This is a genomic window from Paraburkholderia strydomiana (genome assembly GCF_031456815.1).
GTDB lineage: Bacteria > Pseudomonadota > Gammaproteobacteria > Burkholderiales > Burkholderiaceae > Paraburkholderia > Paraburkholderia caledonica.
In genome coordinates this window covers 282,233-297,533 of record NZ_JAVDVL010000001.1, presented here as the reverse complement: position 1 = coordinate 297,533, position 15,301 = coordinate 282,233, and the positions used below count along the sequence as shown (strand labels likewise).

Sequence of the window (15,301 nt, the reverse complement as noted above, 5' to 3'; positions counted from 1 at the left end):
GCGGTGTACCCGGCTTCGACGCTTATATGAAGCGCATATTCCGTGCGTTCAATCGACGTTTTACGCACGATGGCGGCCTCGATGAGCGTCTCGTATACGAATCATCGGAGCTATGGCACGGCGGCTAAAAAACCGGCCAAAGCCGCGCATGCCGGCAAACGCCTTGTGGCACAGGACTTCGACCCGCATGGCATGGCCATTGCAATAAGCGAGTCACAGCGAATCTGTTGCTGCCGGTCGGTGAGGGAGAGGGGAAGTCAAAAAAACGACCGGCGGCACAACGACTCGCGGACGCGGCCGGGGAAAGCCAATGCGTTCTGCGAGGCTGCGGCGGGGTCATGGACAAGCGGACGTCACATAACACGGGGCGAATGGCCGATGCGAAACGGTCGTTCGCCACCCGGCGACGCAAATCTCTGACCTCGTCGATTTTTTCGTCTGTGGAGGTGAAGGTGGCGGAGACATAACGACAGGTACCTCGCGCGGCAACGTTTGCGCGAGCGACATGCAAACGGGGAAAGGGCAGCGCACGGTCTGGACCAACCGGCGCGACGAAACGGGGAGAAGGCCAGAGCTTCCACAGAGAAGCGCACAAGCGAGGTGGACCGGGCGCCGTGTTCGCGTGTTTAGCGTGAGCACGGCGGACCTGGAAGGCTGCATGCAGCCGTCAGCATGTCACCGAACGGGGATGTCATGAAAACGCACGTTATCGGCCCGGTGTGCAGGCCACGCCACGACCATCCAGCCACGGCACGTAGTGGCGAAGTTATCCGTCTTCGTTACCGGGCGCACGTTGGTGCGCCGCGCGGACTGTTTGCCGCGCCGCCGGTGGATCTGCTCACGCTCGTGATCGCCGACGCAATGAAGCGCAAGGCGCAGGCGGAGATTCAGCGCCCGGAATTGCGCGATGCATACGAGATTCCGGTTTCGCGCGAGAGGAACGCCGATCGCGATGCTGACATAAGTGAGCGGGAATACGACGAATCGGACTGAGCGCTGCTGGTGAGTTGAGGGAGCTGAGGGTGGCTTGCGCGAGCATCCCGAACGATGACAGAACATTCGAACCGCTGCGCCGACGTGCTGGCCGCTTCACGCTTCGTGGCATCATGTAAAGACTGCCACAGTCAGCGAGCCGGGCGCGGCGTCCTCCATGGCCAACGAATCCAGCGGTTTTAGCGGCATTTCTTCGATCCTCTCGAATCCGATTCTCAACACGGACTCGTATAAGGCGTCGCACTATCTGCAGTACCCGCCCGGAGCGTCGGCGATGTTCTCGTACATCGAATCGCGCGGCGGGCGCTACGATTGCACGCTCTTTTTCGGCCTGCAGATGCTGATCAAGGAGTATCTGTGCCGGCCCATCACAGCGGCAATGATCGAACAGGCGAAGGCGTTTTTCAGCGCGCATGGCGAGCCGTTCAACGAAGCCGGTTGGCGCCATATCGTCGAGCATCACAACGGGTATTTGCCGGTGCGGATTCGCGCAGTGCCCGAGGGTTCAGTGGTGCCTACGCACAACGTGCTCGTCACGGTCGAGTGCGACGATCCGCTGGTATTCTGGCTCGCCTCATATCTGGAAACCATGCTGCTGCGCGTGTGGTATCCGGTCACGGTAGCGACGCAAAGCTGGCATCTGCGCAAGACAATTCACGCCTATCTGGCAAAGACGAGCGACGACCTCACGCAACTGCCGTTCAAGCTGCATGATTTCGGCGCGCGCGGCGTGTCGAGCGCGGAGTCGGCGGCAATCGGCGGCGCCGCGCATCTCGTGAGCTTCATGGGCTCCGACACGGTGCTCGGCGTGGTCGCGGCGAATCACTACTACAACGAGAGCATGGCCGCTTTCTCCGTGCCGGCCGCCGAGCACAGCACGGTCACCTCATGGGGCCGCGAGCGCGAGACCGACGCGTATCGGAACATGATCGCGAAGTTCGCCAGGCCGGGCGCAATTGTTTCGGTGGTATCGGACTCCTACGACCTGTACGCGGCGCTCAAGGTTTGGGGCACCGATCTGAAGCAGGCCGTGCTCGATTCCGGCGGCACGCTTGTAATCAGGCCGGATTCGGGCGATCCGCAAACTATCGTGTTGCAGACCTTGCATGCGCTGGAGGCGTCGTTTGGATCGGTGCTGAACAGCAAGGGGCGGCGCATGCTCAACAACGTGCGAGTGATTCAGGGCGATGGCGTGAATCCCGACTCGCTCGAGGCCATTCTCGCCGCAATGGACCATGCGGGTTTCGCGACGGACAACATCGTGTTCGGCATGGGCGGCGCGCTGTTGCAGCAGATCAATCGCGACACGCAGCGTTTTGCGATGAAGTGCTCGGCAATCCGCCTCGGGGATACATGGCACGACGTATCGAAAGATCCGGTCACGGACACCACCAAACGGTCGATGAAAGGACGCCTCACGCTGTTGCGCAACCGTCGAACGGGCGACTACCGCACGGCGACGCTGCCGCTCGCGCCAGCAGTGAACGCGGCGGCAGACGAAGCCGATTGGGAAGATGCGATGATCACCGTATTCGATTCGGGCAAGCTGCTGGTCGACGTATCGCTGTCGGAAATCCGCGCTCGCGCGCATGCGCACGAGGCATAGCGGCTGCGCATGCAGGCCCGCACCGGCAAGGATTCGATACAATCCGGCGAGTTGCGGTTAGCGGTTATCGCTGGCTGTAACGCGGCTTCAACTCGGCTTCAACGCGGGTGCAACTCGGCTGCAACTCGCGCTCCAATACGGGCAACGCAAATACCAGAACGATGAGCCACTCCAATATCCAACTGATCGAGCGCTTCTACACCGCGTTCCAGCGGCGCGACGCCGACACCATGATCGCCTGCTACGCCGACGACGTCGTTTTCAGCGACCCCGCATTCGGTGAACTGCACGGCGACGAAGTGCGCGACATGTGGCGCATGCTCGTCACGCGCGCGCAGGATTTTTCGCTGACATTCGACAGCATCGAAGCCGACGAACATAGCGGCCGCGCGCATTGGACCGCGGGCTACGTGTTTAGCCAGACGGGCCGGCCGGTGGTCAACCAGATCGATGCGCGCTTTGCATTTCGCGATGGGCTGATCGTCGAGCATCGTGACAGTTTCGATTTATGGGCGTGGATGCGTCAGGCGCTGGGCGCGCGAGGCGCGCTGCTCGGATGGTCGCCGCTCGTGCATCGCTCGATCCGCTCGCGGGCGAGAAGAGGGCTCGCGCTCTATCGGCGCCAGGACCATAACACCTGAGCGCGTGGGTTGGGGCCGATGCAGTATCCTTGTTTCATCGATCAGCGGGGACACGTATGCCGGTAGTGGATGCCGCGTGGCACGAATGGCTGCGCACGAACGCAGCGCGTGGCTGCACGATCGACTCGATGATCGAGGCCATGACGCAAGCCGGTTTTGCCGCCGAGGCAGCCGGCGAAGCGGTGCGCGCCGCCTTCGGATCGAGTACTGCGAACGTTGCGAGCGCAGCCACAGGGGCGGTCTCAGCGGCGGGCGGCACCGAAGCGGCGTTGCCGCAAAAGACGCCACACACATACCGGTACGACGACGCGCCGGTCGCGCACGGCAATACGATCCACGCCCATGACCGGGACGTGCAGGTGTTGGCGCGCTGCGAGCGGCCGCAGGTGATCGTGTTCGCGAACGTGCTGTCCGCGCAGGAGTGCAGCGAGATGATCGAGCGCTCGCGGCATCGGTTGAAACGATCGACCACCGTCAATCCTGCGACCGGTCAGGAAGACGTGATCCGCAACCGCACGAGTGAGGGCATCTGGTATCAACGCGGCGAAGACCCGTTGATCGAAAGGTTGGAACAGCGCATTGCGAGCCTGATGAACTGGCCGGTCGAGAACGGCGAAGGTCTGCAGGTTCTGCACTATGGCCCGACCGGCGAATACCGGCCGCATTACGACTATTTCCCGCCCGATCAACCGGGCAGCGCGGTCCATACGGCGCGCGGCGGCCAGCGCGTGGCGACGCTCGTCATCTATCTGAACGACGTGCCTGAAGGCGGCGAAACGATTTTTCCTGAAGCGGGCTTGTCGGTGGCGGCGAACCGGGGCGGTGCCGTGTATTTCCGCTACATGAACGGTCAGCGCCAACTCGATCCGCTGACCTTGCACGGCGGCGCACCGGTGCTTGCCGGCGAAAAGTGGATCATGACCAAGTGGGTGCGTGAGCGCGCGTACGTCTGATTTCAATATCTGGGCGCGCGTTGGCGCATTTGAGCTTCGTGCTCAGGTGCTGCCGTAGACGTCCGGGTCGTGTACTTCCATGAACAGCGCCGGGTTCGACAAAGCCTTGAACCCGTGTGGCCGATAGACGTGGTGCGCGTCTGTCGTTGCCAGCATGATTCTCCTCAAGCCCTGCAGCGACTCGCTCGCGAAGAGTTGCGTGAGCAACGCGTGTGCGTATCCGTTGCCGCGATACTCGGGCAGCACGAACACATCGCACAGGTACGCGAACGTCGCGTGATCCGTGACCACGCGCGCAAACGCGACCTGCTTGCCCCCGACATAGCCGCCAAAACACAGCGACCCGGCAATCGCGCGTTCGAGCGTTTCGCGGGGCATGCCTTTCGCCCACGGCGTTTCTTGCGACAGAAACGCGTGCACCATTGCGACGTCGAGCTTGTCCTTGTCGCTGGAAATTTCAAGTTCGCTCAGTTCATTAGAGGTCGCCACGCCGTCTCCTGAAATCTGTTAACCCTTGGCCGGGCCTTCCGCGCCGCGCGAACCGCCGCCGATGCTCTGGCCCGCATCGCGTGAAAGACCCATGTAGCCGATCACCGACACGAGCGTCAACACGCCCGCAAGCAAAAACGCGAGGCGGAAATCGTCGAGCGTGAACACGCGGCCCGTCGTCTCGCCGTTGAAGAACGCCGCGGCCCGCAGTGAAACCGCGCCGAACGCGATACCGAGGCCTATGGTCATCTGAGCCGCCGCGCTCCATAGCGTGCTGGCCGCGCTCATTTGCGGCTGCGCGACGTCGGCGTAGGCCAGCGTGGCGAGTGTCGAAAACTGCATCGAGCGCGCTACGCCGTACACGAACACGACGATCAGCACGAGCGCAAGCGGAACGTCCGGCGTCAGCAAGCCGCACGCAATGATGAAAATGCCGGCCACCGTCACATCGACGATCGACACCATGCGAAAGCCGAAACGTTGCAGGATTCGCGTGGTCAGCGCCTTCATGCCGAGATTGCCGAGCGCGCTGGCGAGCAGCAGCAGCCCGGACTTGAACGCCGACAAGCCGAAGCCGACCTGGAACAGCAGCGGCATCAGATAAGGTACGGCGCCGATGCCAATGCGCGTGAAGGAGCCAGTTATGACCGTCACCGAAAACGTGGGGATTTTCAGCGTGGAAACGTCGATCAACGGATGCGGATGACGCTTCGCATGCTGGAACGCGACGACGCCCACCACCAGGCCCAGGACGATGATCGCCCCACCGATCCACGGGTTCTCGGCGGGCTGGCTTGCCAGTTCCGCGCCGTACAGAATCGCAGTGAGCGCGGTGCCGCTCAGCAGCAAACCGACGACGTCGAGCGGCTTGCGCTCGCTGCCGCGCAGGTTGGGCACCAACGCGAGCGCCACGGCCATGGCCGCGAGACCGAACGGCACATTGAGCAGGAAAATCCAGCGCCACGACGCATAAGTGGTAATGAAGCCGCCGACGGGCGGGCCGATTACCGGCGCGGCGATTGCGGGCCACGTTATCGTTGAAATGGCCTGCATCATGCGGCTTTTCTCGGTGCTGCGAACCACGATCAGCCGGCCGACCGGCACCATCATCGCGCCTCCGATGCCTTGCAGCAAACGCGCGGCGGTGAATTCCGCGACGTTCTGCGACAGCCCGCACAGCACCGAGGCGACCGTAAACACGCCGATCGCGCTGAAGAACACGGTGCGCGAGCCGCAGCGGTCGGCGACCCAGCCGCTCGCCGGGATGAAAATCGCCAGCGCCAGCATGTAGGCCGTCATGCCGAGACTGATGCTGTTGGGCCCGACGCCGAACGAGTGCGCCATCTGCGGCAGCGCAGTCGCGATCACCGTGGTGTCGAGGTATTCCATGAAAAACGTCGCCGCGACGATATACGGCAACCAGCCGGCATGCTTCAGAGGCGTGCTGCTTGCGTTCATTGCATGGCCCCCGCCAGCGCGTGCGTGTGGGCGTCGCGAAGGCCGCGAACGCATGGGCGAATTCCACGCGAAATACGCAATGCTATGCACTTCATGTTTTTGACTTTCTCTCTAAGACGTGTTTTCGCCGTCCCTGCAAAGCGGACGAGCGACAGGAGCGGGGCCGGGGGAACGCGTCAGTCATGCTGCTAGCAGAATGACTTGCACTGGGCGCGTGCCGCGGTGATATATCGCCGGCTCTGAATCCTATCGCAATCGGGGGCGCTGCATAGGTGATGCGTGGCACAGACCAATGCGTCAGGTCCAAACAGCGCGCCGACTCGTGCTGACTCATGTATGACTCATGCCGAGCACGTCGCGTGCCGTGCCCGGCCGTCAGCAAACACGTTTCGATACGGCCCGCGGTTCAGTCCTTCGCCGCGTATTCGCGGTCCAGCCGGTCATACAACGGCTTGTTCACGAGACGCTGGCGCTCGCTGAACGGAGCGACGAGCGTCGCGTCCTCGTCGAGGCGGCCGTTGCTCTTCAGGCTGCCGAGCGCGCGTTGCATGCCGAGCACCGCACCTTGCAAGGCGGCGTTCGCGTACAGCACGATGCCGTAGCCGAGCTTCGCGAGCGCTTCACGCGATTGCACCGGTGTCTTGCCGCCGATCACGATGTTGATCAGCTGCGGCTTGTCGAACAGCGACGGCAGACGCTCGATGTCAGCCAGCGACTCCGTCGCTTCGATGAAAAGAATGTCCGCGCCCGCCTCGATAAAGCGATGACCGCGCTCGATCGCGTCTTCAATACCGTGGACTGCCGCGGCGTCGGTGCGCGCCATGATCTGCAGGTTTCCGTCTTCGCGGGCGTCGACCGCCGCGCGGATCTTGCCTGCCATTTCGCTGGCGCCGATCACTTCCTTGCCGGAAAAGTGCCCGCACTTCTTCGGCATCACCTGGTCTTCGAACTGGATCACGTCGGCCCCGCTGCGCTCCAGCACGCGCACGGTCTGGCGTACGTTCAACGCGTTGCCAAAGCCGGTGTCGGCGTCGACGATCAGCGGTAGCGCAACCGCATCGCGAATTCGCGCGGTGTGCTCGGCGACCTCGGCAAGACCAATGAAGCCGAGATCGGGCAAGCCGAGCGACATGTTGGTGACGCCCGCGCCGGTGATGTAGATCGCCTCGAAACCGGCGTCCTCGATAACGCGGGCGCTCATCGCATTGAACGCGCCTGGCACGAGCAGGCCTTGGCGTTCGTTGACCTTGGCGCGGAAGGCGGCGCGGCGCGCGGCGGAAGTTGTCATGACGGTTGTCTCCGGAGGGAAAGCTCAGTAAGGTTGGCCTCGAAGAGGCAGAAAGTATGCCAACGAGTCGGCGTTGACAAGTAACGTAGTGAAATCAATCGCTTAGGGAAGCGGGGCTCGCAGTCGGCGTTTCGTGGCAGAATGGTTGACTGTTCCATGAAACGTTTCCTGAAACGATCGTGGAACGTTTCAACGGCCTCTTCTGGAGCGTTTCACATGTCGACCTTTGCGCCGTCTCTCGTCAACGCAGATTCGGGCCGCCCGGGGATTGCACTGGTAAGTATCAGCCGCCTCGAATCGCTTTGCGAGACGATTGCACCGCGCTACGCCGGCCGCGCAAGATTTTTCTCGATTCGCGAAGGCTATGGCTCGGCTGTGACCGCGCTGCAGGCATACGTCGACGCGGGCTCCGTCGACGTCGTGCTCGCGGCGGGCTCGAACGGTGCGTATTTGCGCGACCACCTGAGCGTGCCTGTCGTCATGGTGAAGGTGAACGGCTTCGACGTCCTGAGCGCGATCACCCGCGCCACCACCGTTTGGCCCAACGAGCCGATCGGGCTCGTGCTGCACGAAACGATCTCGCATGAACTGGCCGATCTCAGCGGCTGGCTGAGCGTCGGCCTGAAACAGCGCGCCTACCGCTCGGTCGATGAAGTCAGAACCGCAGTGAGGGATCTCGCCGCCGAAGGCTGCCGCGTGATCATCGGGCCGGGCATGGCTTGCGATCTCGCGCAGCAGGAGGGTCTGGAGAGCGTGTTCCTGTATTCGCTTGGCGCCGTCGAGGAAGCGTTCGAGCGCTCGGTCGAACTCGCGCGCGTGAGCCGCCAGAAGGAGTCGAAGCGCGTGCGCCTGAACACGATCGTCGCGCATCTGCGCGACGGCGTGGCCGCCTTCGACGACGCAGGCCAGCTCGAAGCGGTCAATCCCGCGATGCTCGAGCTACTGGGCCTCGACCGTGACCGGGACGTTTCGGCGCAACTCGCGCGGACGGTCGGCCCGTGGCTGCGCAAGGCGCTGCAAGGCGACGGCGCGCTCGACGAGCGCATCGAGCAGATCGGCGAGCGCTCGCTGATCGTCAATTGTGTGCCGATAGTCGAGCAGGGCGCGCGCTCGGGCGTTGTCGTGACGGTGCAGGACGCGCTGGTCGCGCAGCGGATCGACCGGTCGTTGCGCACCAGTCAGCGGCCGAGGCATCTGGTTGCGCGGCATCGGCTGGACGATCTGATCGGCGAATCGGCGGCGCTCGAACGCGTGCGCCGGCTCGCGCGCGCCGGCGCGGCGCACGACGTCACCGTCCTATTGACCGGCGAAAGCGGCACCGGCAAGGAGCTGGTCGCGCAGGGCATCCATAATGCGAGCCCGCGGCGCGGCAATCCGTTCGTCGCGTTCAATTGCGCGGCGCTTCCTGAGGGGCTGATCGAAAGCGAACTGTTCGGTCACGAGGAAGGCGCGTTCACCGGCGCGCGGCGCGGCGGCAAGCCGGGCCTGTTTGAAATGGCTCACACCGGCACTATTTTTCTCGATGAAATCGGCGAAATGCCGCCCGCGCTGCAAAGCCGGCTGCTGCGCGTGCTCCAGGAACGCGAGGTGATGAAGCTCGGCTCGGGCCGCGCGACACCCGTCGACGTGCGGGTGATAGCCGCCACGCACCGCGACCTGCACGCGCTCGTCGACGAGGGCGGGTTTCGCGCGGATCTGTATTTTCGTCTGAATCTGCTTCAGATAGAATTGCCGCCGCTGCGTGAGCGGCGCGCCGACGTCGCTTTGCTGGCGCGGCACTTGTTAAGCCGCAATGCGCTCCAATATGGATTGTCTGAAGCGGCAAGCGACCGGGTTCTGCAGTTTCTGACGCCGCTCTTCGAGCGCTACGCGTGGCCGGGCAACGTGCGGGAACTGGAAAATCTGCTGGCGCGCGCAGCGATCTATCTCAGCGATACAGCGAGCGCGCAGCGCGTCGATCCTGACCGCAGCGTTCAGCCCGACCTGTTGGGGCTGTTTCCAGAATTCAGCCGTATGGAGCATGCGGGCGGCAACGGGAGGCTTGTTAGAATTTCCGCAGACGCCGCTACGCCTGGCGCCGCCCGCGCCGCGCCGAGCCGCGACGACGCACTGGAAGCACTGGCACGCTGCGGCGGCAACCGTGCAGCGGCAAGCCGGGCGCTGGGCATCGGCCGCACTACGCTCTGGCGGCTGCTGAAGACTGAGACCGCGCGATAGCCGACGGGGCCGGATCAGATAGCACAAATCTATCAATATAATTAAAACAATCCACTTTACCTATTAAGCGCTGTCTGACATACTGACTCCACTTTCCAACCACTCAGAAAGAGGACTCAGTAAATGCCGATCATCAATAGTCAAGTCAAACCGTTCAAGGCACAGGCTTATCACAACGGCGATTTCGTGACCGTCACTGAAGAAAGCCTGAAGGGCAAGTGGTCGGTTTTCGTTTTCTATCCGGCCGACTTCACGTTCGTTTGCCCGACCGAACTGGGTGACCTGGCCGATCGCTACGCCGATTTCCAGAAGCTCGGCGTTGAAATCTACAGCGTGTCGACCGACACGCACTTCACGCACAAGGCATGGCACGACACGTCGGACACGATCCAGAAGATCAAGTATCCGATGATCGCTGACCCGACCCTCGCGATCTCGCGCAATTTCGACGTGCTGATCGAAGAAGAAGGTCTGGCGCTGCGCGGCACGTTCGTGATCAACCCGGAAGGCGAGATCAAGCTGTGCGAAGTCCACGACAACGGCATCGGCCGTGACGCTGGCGAACTGCTGCGCAAGGTGCAAGCTGCGCAATACATCGCAGCACATCCGGGTGAAGTCTGCCCCGCCAAGTGGACGCCGGGCGCTGAAACGCTGACCCCGTCGCTCGACCTGATCGGCAAGATCTAAGGTTCAGCAGCTTCAAAGCCTCAGGCGGTACTAGCGCCCTAGCGGCGCATCGGCGTGCGGGCCGCTTCTTACAGCGGTTCGCGCGTCCCCGGTTCGCCTGTGTTTTGTCGGACACAGGCGGGGCCGGGAACCCAACACCCCATCGTCACGGAATCGAATAGCCATGCTTGATGCCAATCTCAAGACTCAGTTGAAAACGTACCTCGAAAAGGTTAGCAGGCCTATCGAGATCGTCGCCTCGCTCGACGACAGCGCGAAATCGCAGGAGCTGCTGGCATTGCTGAACGATATCGCGACGTTGTCGGAGCGTGTTACCGTGATCGAACGTCGCGGCGACAGCGAACGCAAGCCGTCGTTTTCGATCGGCGAGCCCGGCAAGGACATCGGCATCCGCTTCGCGGGCATTCCGATGGGGCATGAATTCACGTCGCTCGTCCTCGCATTGCTGCAGGTCGGCGGCCATCCGGTCAAACTCGACGACGCGGTGATCGAACAGATCCGCAGTCTCGACGGCGACTACCAGTTCGAAACGTATTTCTCGCTGTCGTGCCAGAACTGCCCGGAAGTCGTGCAGGCGCTGAACGTCATGGCGCTCATCAACCCGCGCATTCGCCACGTGGCGATCGACGGCGCGCTGTTCCAGAACGAAGTCGACGCACGCCAGATCATGGCCGTGCCGACCATGTTTCTCAATGGCGAAGTGTTCGGCCAGGGTCGTAGCGGCGTGAAGGAAATTCTCGCAAAGCTCGATACCAACGCCGGTGCACGTGCCGCGAAGGAACTTGAAAATAAGCCGGTGTTCGACACGCTGATCGTCGGCGGCGGTCCCGCTGGCGCGGCTGCCGCGATTTATTCGGCGCGCAAGGGAATTGCGACCGGCGTCGTCGCGGAACGCTTCGGCGGTCAGGTACTCGACACGCTGGCGATCGAGAACTTCGTCTCCGTCACGGAAACTGAAGGGCCGAAGTTCGCTACGGCGCTCGAACAGCACGTGAAAACGTATGAAGTCGACATCATGGACGTGCAGCGCGCAGAAGCGCTGATTCCCGGCCGCATCAACGAAGTGCGCCTCGCAAACGGCGCGGTGCTGAAGGCCAAAACGATCATTCTCGCCACGGGCGCCCGCTGGCGCGAAATCAACGTGCCGGGCGAGCGCGAGTACCGCAATCACGGCGTGGCGTATTGCCCGCACTGCGACGGTCCGCTCTTCAAGGGCAAGCGTGTCGCGGTGATCGGCGGCGGCAACTCGGGCGTGGAAGCGGCAATCGACCTCGCGGGTATCGTGCGTGAAGTCACGCTGTTCGAATTCGGCGCGACGCTGCGTGCCGACGAAGTGCTGCAGCGCAAGTTGCGCAGCCTCGCAAACGTGACCATCGTCACGCAGGCGCAGACTACCGAAATCACCGGCGACGGCAAGAAGGTCAACGGTCTCGTCTACAAGGACCTGCGTTCTGGCGAAGTGAAAAACGTCGAACTGGAAGGCGTATTCGTGCAGATCGGCCTGGTGCCGAACACCGAGTGGCTGAAGGGCACGGTGGAGTTGTCGAAGCACGGCGAGATCGTCGTCGACGCACGCGGTGCGACGTCGGTGCCGGGCGTGTTCGCGGCCGGCGACGTCACCACGGTGCCGTTCAAGCAGATCGTGATTGCAGTCGGCGAGGGCGCGAAAGCATCGCTCTCCGCGTTCGATCACCTGATCCGCAACAGCGAAGAAACGGAAACCGTTAGCGAAGTCGAAGCCGAAGCTGCGGTTTGACGATAAGACTTAGCTGGTAATGAAAGACGGCGGCCCGCGGGCCGCCGTTTTCATTTGTGGACGCGGATGTGTACTGGACATCCCGCCAGACTGCGCTGACAGCCAGCGCCAACGCGCAAAAAAAGCCGCCCGGTTGTGAAACCGGGCGCCTCTTGCTCAAGCGTAAGCCTGTGAAGACGAACGGCTTAGCCCCACAAGTCCGACACTTCGTTATCGCGCAGGTCGAACACCAGTACTTCTGCGTCGCGGCCTTGGGTGAAGGTCAGTGCTTCTTCGCCGCGCACACGGGCGCCGTCGCCCTCGCCGAGTTCCACGCCGTTCACCGTCACGCTGCCGCGCGCCACATGGACGTATGCATAACGGTTGCTCGCCAGTTGCAGCTGCGCCGTTTCGTCGCCGTTGAAGAGTCCGGCATAGACGCGTGCGTCCTGTTGCAACACCAGCGAACCGTTCGCGCCGTCCGGCGACAGAACGAGGCGCAGCACACCGCGCTTGTCGTCCGCGCTGAAGTGCTGCTGCTGATAGCGTGGCTCGGTTCCCTTTTTCGCCGGCGCTATCCAGATCTGCAGGAAGTGCACCGGCTCGCTCTTCGAATGGTTGTATTCGCTGTGCGCCACGCCGGTTCCTGCGCTCATCAACTGGACGTCGCCGGGCACGATCACCGAGCCGGTTCCCATGGTGTCCTTATGCTCGAGCGCGCCTTCCAGCACGTACGAGAAAATTTCCATATCGCGATGCGGGTGCTTGCCGAAGCCTTGAGCCGGCGCGACACGGTCGTCGTTGATCACGAGCAGATCGGAGAAGCCGTTTTGCTTCGGATCGTGATAGTTCGCGAACGAAAACGTATGACGCGAGCTGAGCCAGCCGTGTTCCGCGCGGCCGCGTTGATTGGCGTGTCTGATTTCAAGCATCTCTTTCTCCTGTCGACCAGAGGTTGCGCGACGCGCAGGTTCTGGGTCCATGCAACTTTCGTTGCGGGCGATCCGGGCAACTGCTTGTCCGTGATCCATGAACGACAGTTTAGGTCAACTCGAACGGCTTTAATCAGGCTAAAATCAGAAACACCGTATCATCTCAGTGGACAATGACAATGCAACTCGATGACATGCGGATCTTCGTCGCTGCGGTCGACGCTCATAACTTCACCGCTGCCGCCAAGCGCCTGTCGCTGTCGAAGCAGTTCGTCAGCCGCCGGGTCATGGCGCTCGAAGAAGCGCTCGGCGTGCCGCTCCTCGTGCGCAACACGCGCAAGCTGGCCGTGACAGAACTGGGGCAGGAGTTCTACGAGCGCGCCAGACGCATTCTGGGCGAGGTGGAGGAAGCGGAGCAGGCCATGTCGCTGCGGCGAGCCGGGCCGCGTGGGCTGCTGAGGGTGAGCGCGCCGATGTCGTTCGGCATGATGCATCTGTCGCCGCTCGTCGCCGACTTCCTGCGCGAGCATGGCGACGTGCGCTTCGACATGGAGCTGAGCGACCGCACCGTCGACGTGGTCGGCGAGGGCTTCGACATGGCGGTGCGAATCGGCGTGCTGCCTGACTCCACGCTCATCGCGCAAAAACTGGTGGATGTGAATCTCGTCGCGTGTTGCAGCCCGGGCTATCTGCGCCGTCGCGGCGCGCCCGCTACGCCTGCCGACCTCGCGCGCCATTCATGTCTGCTGTACGGACACGGCGGCGTGGTGACGTGGGATTTTTCAGTAGACGGCGCGTTGAAGGGCTTCGAAGTACACGGGCCGCTGCGCGCCAACAATGGCGACCTGATTCGCGATGCGGCGGTGGCCGGCCTCGGAATAGTTCGGCTTCCTGATTTTATTGTCGCCGACGCGGTGCGAAGCGGCCAGCTCGTCACCGTGCTCGATGACTTCCTGCCGAGCGCGACGGGTGTCTATGCCGTCTACCCGCAGCATCGGCAAAGCTCGCTGACCATTCGTGCGTTCGTCGACTTTCTGCACAAACATCTGAAAAAGCGTCTTGCAGCGTAGCGACCGGCGGCAACGGCCCCCCGTTCGAAAACGGACGCGGGCCGCTGCATGTCTCGCGACGATCAGCCGTCGCGGAAGATAAAGCTATAGCCGTTCAGGGCAGGCACGCCGCCGAGATGCGCATAGAGCACGCGCGAGCCCTCGGGAAATTCGCCGTTGCGCACCATGTCGATCATTCCGTGCATCGACTTGCCTTCGTACACCGGGTCGGTGAGCACACCTTCCAGGCGGGCGCACAGGCGGATCGCCTCTAGCGTGCCGTCGTTCGGCAGGCCGTATTCGGGGCCGCCGAAGCGTTCGTCGAGCACGACGTCGTTAGCCGTGATATCTCGGCCGAGGCCCACTTTCTCCGCGGTGCGACTCGCGATTCGCGTGATCTGCTCGCGGGTCTGCGTCGGTTTCGCGGAGGCGTCGATGCCGATCACGCGATCTGCGCGGCCATCGGCGGCGAAACCCACCACCATGCCTGCCTGTGTGCTGCCCGTCACCGAGCACACCACGATGTAGTCGAACTTGAAGCCGAGTTCCGCCTCCTGCTGGCGCACTTCTTCGGCGAAACCGACAAAGCCGAGACCGCCCAGCGGATGGTCGGAGCAGCCTGCCGGAATCGCGTATGGCTTGCCGCCGGCGGCGCGCACGCTTTCGAGCGCGTCTTCCCAGCTCTTGCGAAAGCCAATGTCGAAGCCGTCCGGCACGAGGCGCACGTCCGCGCCCAGAATGCGCGACATCTGAATGTTGCCGACGCGGTCGTACACGGCGTCCGAATAGTTGACCCAGTTTTCCTGCACGAGCACGCACTTCATGCCGAGATGCGCGGCCGCTGCCGCGACCTGGCGCGTCTGGTTCGACTGGATGCCGCCGATCGACACGAGCGTATCGCAGCCTTGCGCGAGCGCTTCGGGAATCAGGTATTCGAGCTTGCGCGTCTTGTTGCCGCCGAACGCGAAGCCGCTGTTGCAGTCCTCGCGCTTGGCATAGAGATGCACCTTGCCGCCCAGATGATCGCTCAGCCGCTTGAGCGGCTGGATGGGTGTTGGCCCGAAGGTGAGCGGATAGCGGGGAAATCGTTGCAAGTTCATGGTATCTCCGGTGTCGGTTGGTTCGGCGCGGTGCGTGGCAACCGCGGTCAACACATGGTAGGAAAAACGCCGGGAAATGAGCTTGCGAATAAAATCGCGCAAGCAAAATTTTGGTAATGTAACAATGAGATAGGCCTATCGAAATTGTGCATG

General features: G+C 62.7%; 13 protein-coding genes. 8 read left to right on the top strand and 5 right to left on the bottom strand.

Going from position 1 to position 15,301, the window contains the following annotated elements; translation table 11 throughout:
* Window positions 1-693 precede the first annotated feature (693 nt).
* The 4 genes from J2W46_RS01310 to J2W46_RS01295 all read left to right on the top strand — a co-directional run bounded on the left by J2W46_RS01310 (window position 694) and on the right by J2W46_RS01295 (window position 4,193).
* Window positions 694-993 (top strand): hypothetical protein, encoded by a 300-nt coding sequence (locus tag J2W46_RS01310; RefSeq protein ID WP_310350629.1) that lies wholly within the window; start codon window positions 694-696, stop codon window positions 991-993.
* A 157-nt stretch (window positions 994-1,150) separates the two neighbouring features.
* The gene (locus tag J2W46_RS01305) at window positions 1,151-2,599 is read left to right on the top strand and encodes a nicotinate phosphoribosyltransferase (protein ID WP_310350624.1); all 1,449 of its coding nucleotides are present in this window, start codon (window positions 1,151-1,153) and stop codon (window positions 2,597-2,599) included.
* 161 nt (window positions 2,600-2,760) lie between these two features.
* Window positions 2,761-3,240 carry a nuclear transport factor 2 family protein gene (locus J2W46_RS01300; protein WP_020067928.1) on the top strand — a complete coding sequence of 160 codons (480 nt, stop codon included), beginning with the start codon at window positions 2,761-2,763 and terminating at the stop codon, window positions 3,238-3,240.
* 56 nt (window positions 3,241-3,296) lie between these two features.
* Window positions 3,297-4,193, top strand: coding sequence for a 2OG-Fe(II) oxygenase (locus tag J2W46_RS01295; protein WP_310351996.1), 897 nt, complete (start codon window positions 3,297-3,299; stop codon window positions 4,191-4,193).
* A gap of 42 nt (window positions 4,194-4,235) precedes the next feature.
* On the opposite strand, the gene J2W46_RS01290 is transcribed toward J2W46_RS01295, so the two are convergent.
* From J2W46_RS01290 to J2W46_RS01280, 3 genes are all read right to left on the bottom strand, one after another.
* Window positions 4,236-4,682 carry a GNAT family N-acetyltransferase gene (locus J2W46_RS01290; RefSeq protein ID WP_310350621.1) on the bottom strand — a complete coding sequence of 149 codons (447 nt, stop codon included), beginning with the start codon at window positions 4,680-4,682 and terminating at the stop codon, window positions 4,236-4,238.
* An 18-nt stretch (window positions 4,683-4,700) separates the two neighbouring features.
* Entirely contained in the window at window positions 4,701-6,140 is a 1,440-nt protein-coding gene (locus J2W46_RS01285; protein WP_131315735.1) for an MFS transporter, read from the bottom strand.
* Window positions 6,141-6,546: 406 nt separating this feature from the next.
* Window positions 6,547-7,428: an isocitrate lyase/PEP mutase family protein gene (locus J2W46_RS01280; protein WP_020067924.1), complete on the bottom strand. Its 882-nt coding sequence runs from the start codon at window positions 7,426-7,428 to the stop codon at window positions 6,547-6,549.
* 216 nt (window positions 7,429-7,644) lie between these two features.
* On the opposite strand from J2W46_RS01280, the gene prpR reads away from it, so the two are divergent.
* The 3 genes from prpR (at window position 7,645) to ahpF (ending at window position 12,088) form a co-directional block, all read left to right on the top strand.
* Window positions 7,645-9,645, top strand: coding sequence for a propionate catabolism operon regulatory protein PrpR (prpR, locus tag J2W46_RS01275; protein WP_310350616.1), 2,001 nt, complete (start codon window positions 7,645-7,647; stop codon window positions 9,643-9,645).
* 123 nt (window positions 9,646-9,768) lie between these two features.
* Window positions 9,769-10,332, top strand: a complete 564-nt coding sequence (gene ahpC, locus J2W46_RS01270; protein WP_020067922.1) for an alkyl hydroperoxide reductase subunit C — start codon at window positions 9,769-9,771, stop codon at window positions 10,330-10,332.
* Between the two features lie 163 nt (window positions 10,333-10,495).
* Window positions 10,496-12,088 (top strand): alkyl hydroperoxide reductase subunit F, encoded by a 1,593-nt coding sequence (ahpF, locus tag J2W46_RS01265; protein WP_020067921.1) that lies wholly within the window; start codon window positions 10,496-10,498, stop codon window positions 12,086-12,088.
* A gap of 185 nt (window positions 12,089-12,273) precedes the next feature.
* Here ahpF and J2W46_RS01260 read toward each other — a convergent pair whose 3' ends face one another.
* Entirely contained in the window at window positions 12,274-12,999 is a 726-nt protein-coding gene (locus tag J2W46_RS01260) for a pirin family protein (protein WP_087754869.1), read from the bottom strand.
* Between the two features lie 179 nt (window positions 13,000-13,178).
* On the opposite strand from J2W46_RS01260, the gene J2W46_RS01255 reads away from it, so the two are divergent.
* Window positions 13,179-14,069 carry a LysR family transcriptional regulator gene (locus tag J2W46_RS01255; protein ID WP_310350611.1) on the top strand — a complete coding sequence of 297 codons (891 nt, stop codon included), beginning with the start codon at window positions 13,179-13,181 and terminating at the stop codon, window positions 14,067-14,069.
* Between the two features lie 62 nt (window positions 14,070-14,131).
* On the opposite strand, the gene J2W46_RS01250 is transcribed toward J2W46_RS01255, so the two are convergent.
* Window positions 14,132-15,148, bottom strand: coding sequence for a 1-aminocyclopropane-1-carboxylate deaminase (locus tag J2W46_RS01250; protein WP_310350609.1), 1,017 nt, complete (start codon window positions 15,146-15,148; stop codon window positions 14,132-14,134).
* Window positions 15,149-15,301 lie beyond the last annotated feature (153 nt).

Bases quoted from the DNA above. Each gene is read 5' to 3' on its own strand.
- J2W46_RS01300 (WP_020067928.1), top strand. From the start codon at position 2,761: ATGAGCCACTCCAATATCCAACTGATCGAGCGCTTCTACACCGCGTTC.
- J2W46_RS01250 (WP_310350609.1), bottom strand. From the start codon at position 15,148: ATGAACTTGCAACGATTTCCCCGCTATCCGCTCACCTTCGGGCCAACA.
- prpR (WP_310350616.1), top strand. From the start codon at position 7,645: ATGTCGACCTTTGCGCCGTCTCTCGTCAACGCAGATTCGGGCCGCCCG.
- J2W46_RS01305 (WP_310350624.1), top strand. From the start codon at position 1,151: ATGGCCAACGAATCCAGCGGTTTTAGCGGCATTTCTTCGATCCTCTCG.
- ahpF (WP_020067921.1), top strand. From the start codon at position 10,496: ATGCTTGATGCCAATCTCAAGACTCAGTTGAAAACGTACCTCGAAAAG.
- ahpC (WP_020067922.1), top strand. From the start codon at position 9,769: ATGCCGATCATCAATAGTCAAGTCAAACCGTTCAAGGCACAGGCTTAT.
- J2W46_RS01280 (WP_020067924.1), bottom strand. From the start codon at position 7,428: ATGACAACTTCCGCCGCGCGCCGCGCCGCCTTCCGCGCCAAGGTCAAC.
- J2W46_RS01285 (WP_131315735.1), bottom strand. From the start codon at position 6,140: ATGAACGCAAGCAGCACGCCTCTGAAGCATGCCGGCTGGTTGCCGTAT.
- J2W46_RS01295 (WP_310351996.1), top strand. From the start codon at position 3,297: ATGCCGGTAGTGGATGCCGCGTGGCACGAATGGCTGCGCACGAACGCA.
- J2W46_RS01255 (WP_310350611.1), top strand. From the start codon at position 13,179: ATGCAACTCGATGACATGCGGATCTTCGTCGCTGCGGTCGACGCTCAT.
- J2W46_RS01310 (WP_310350629.1), top strand. From the start codon at position 694: ATGAAAACGCACGTTATCGGCCCGGTGTGCAGGCCACGCCACGACCAT.
- J2W46_RS01260 (WP_087754869.1), bottom strand. From the start codon at position 12,999: ATGCTTGAAATCAGACACGCCAATCAACGCGGCCGCGCGGAACACGGC.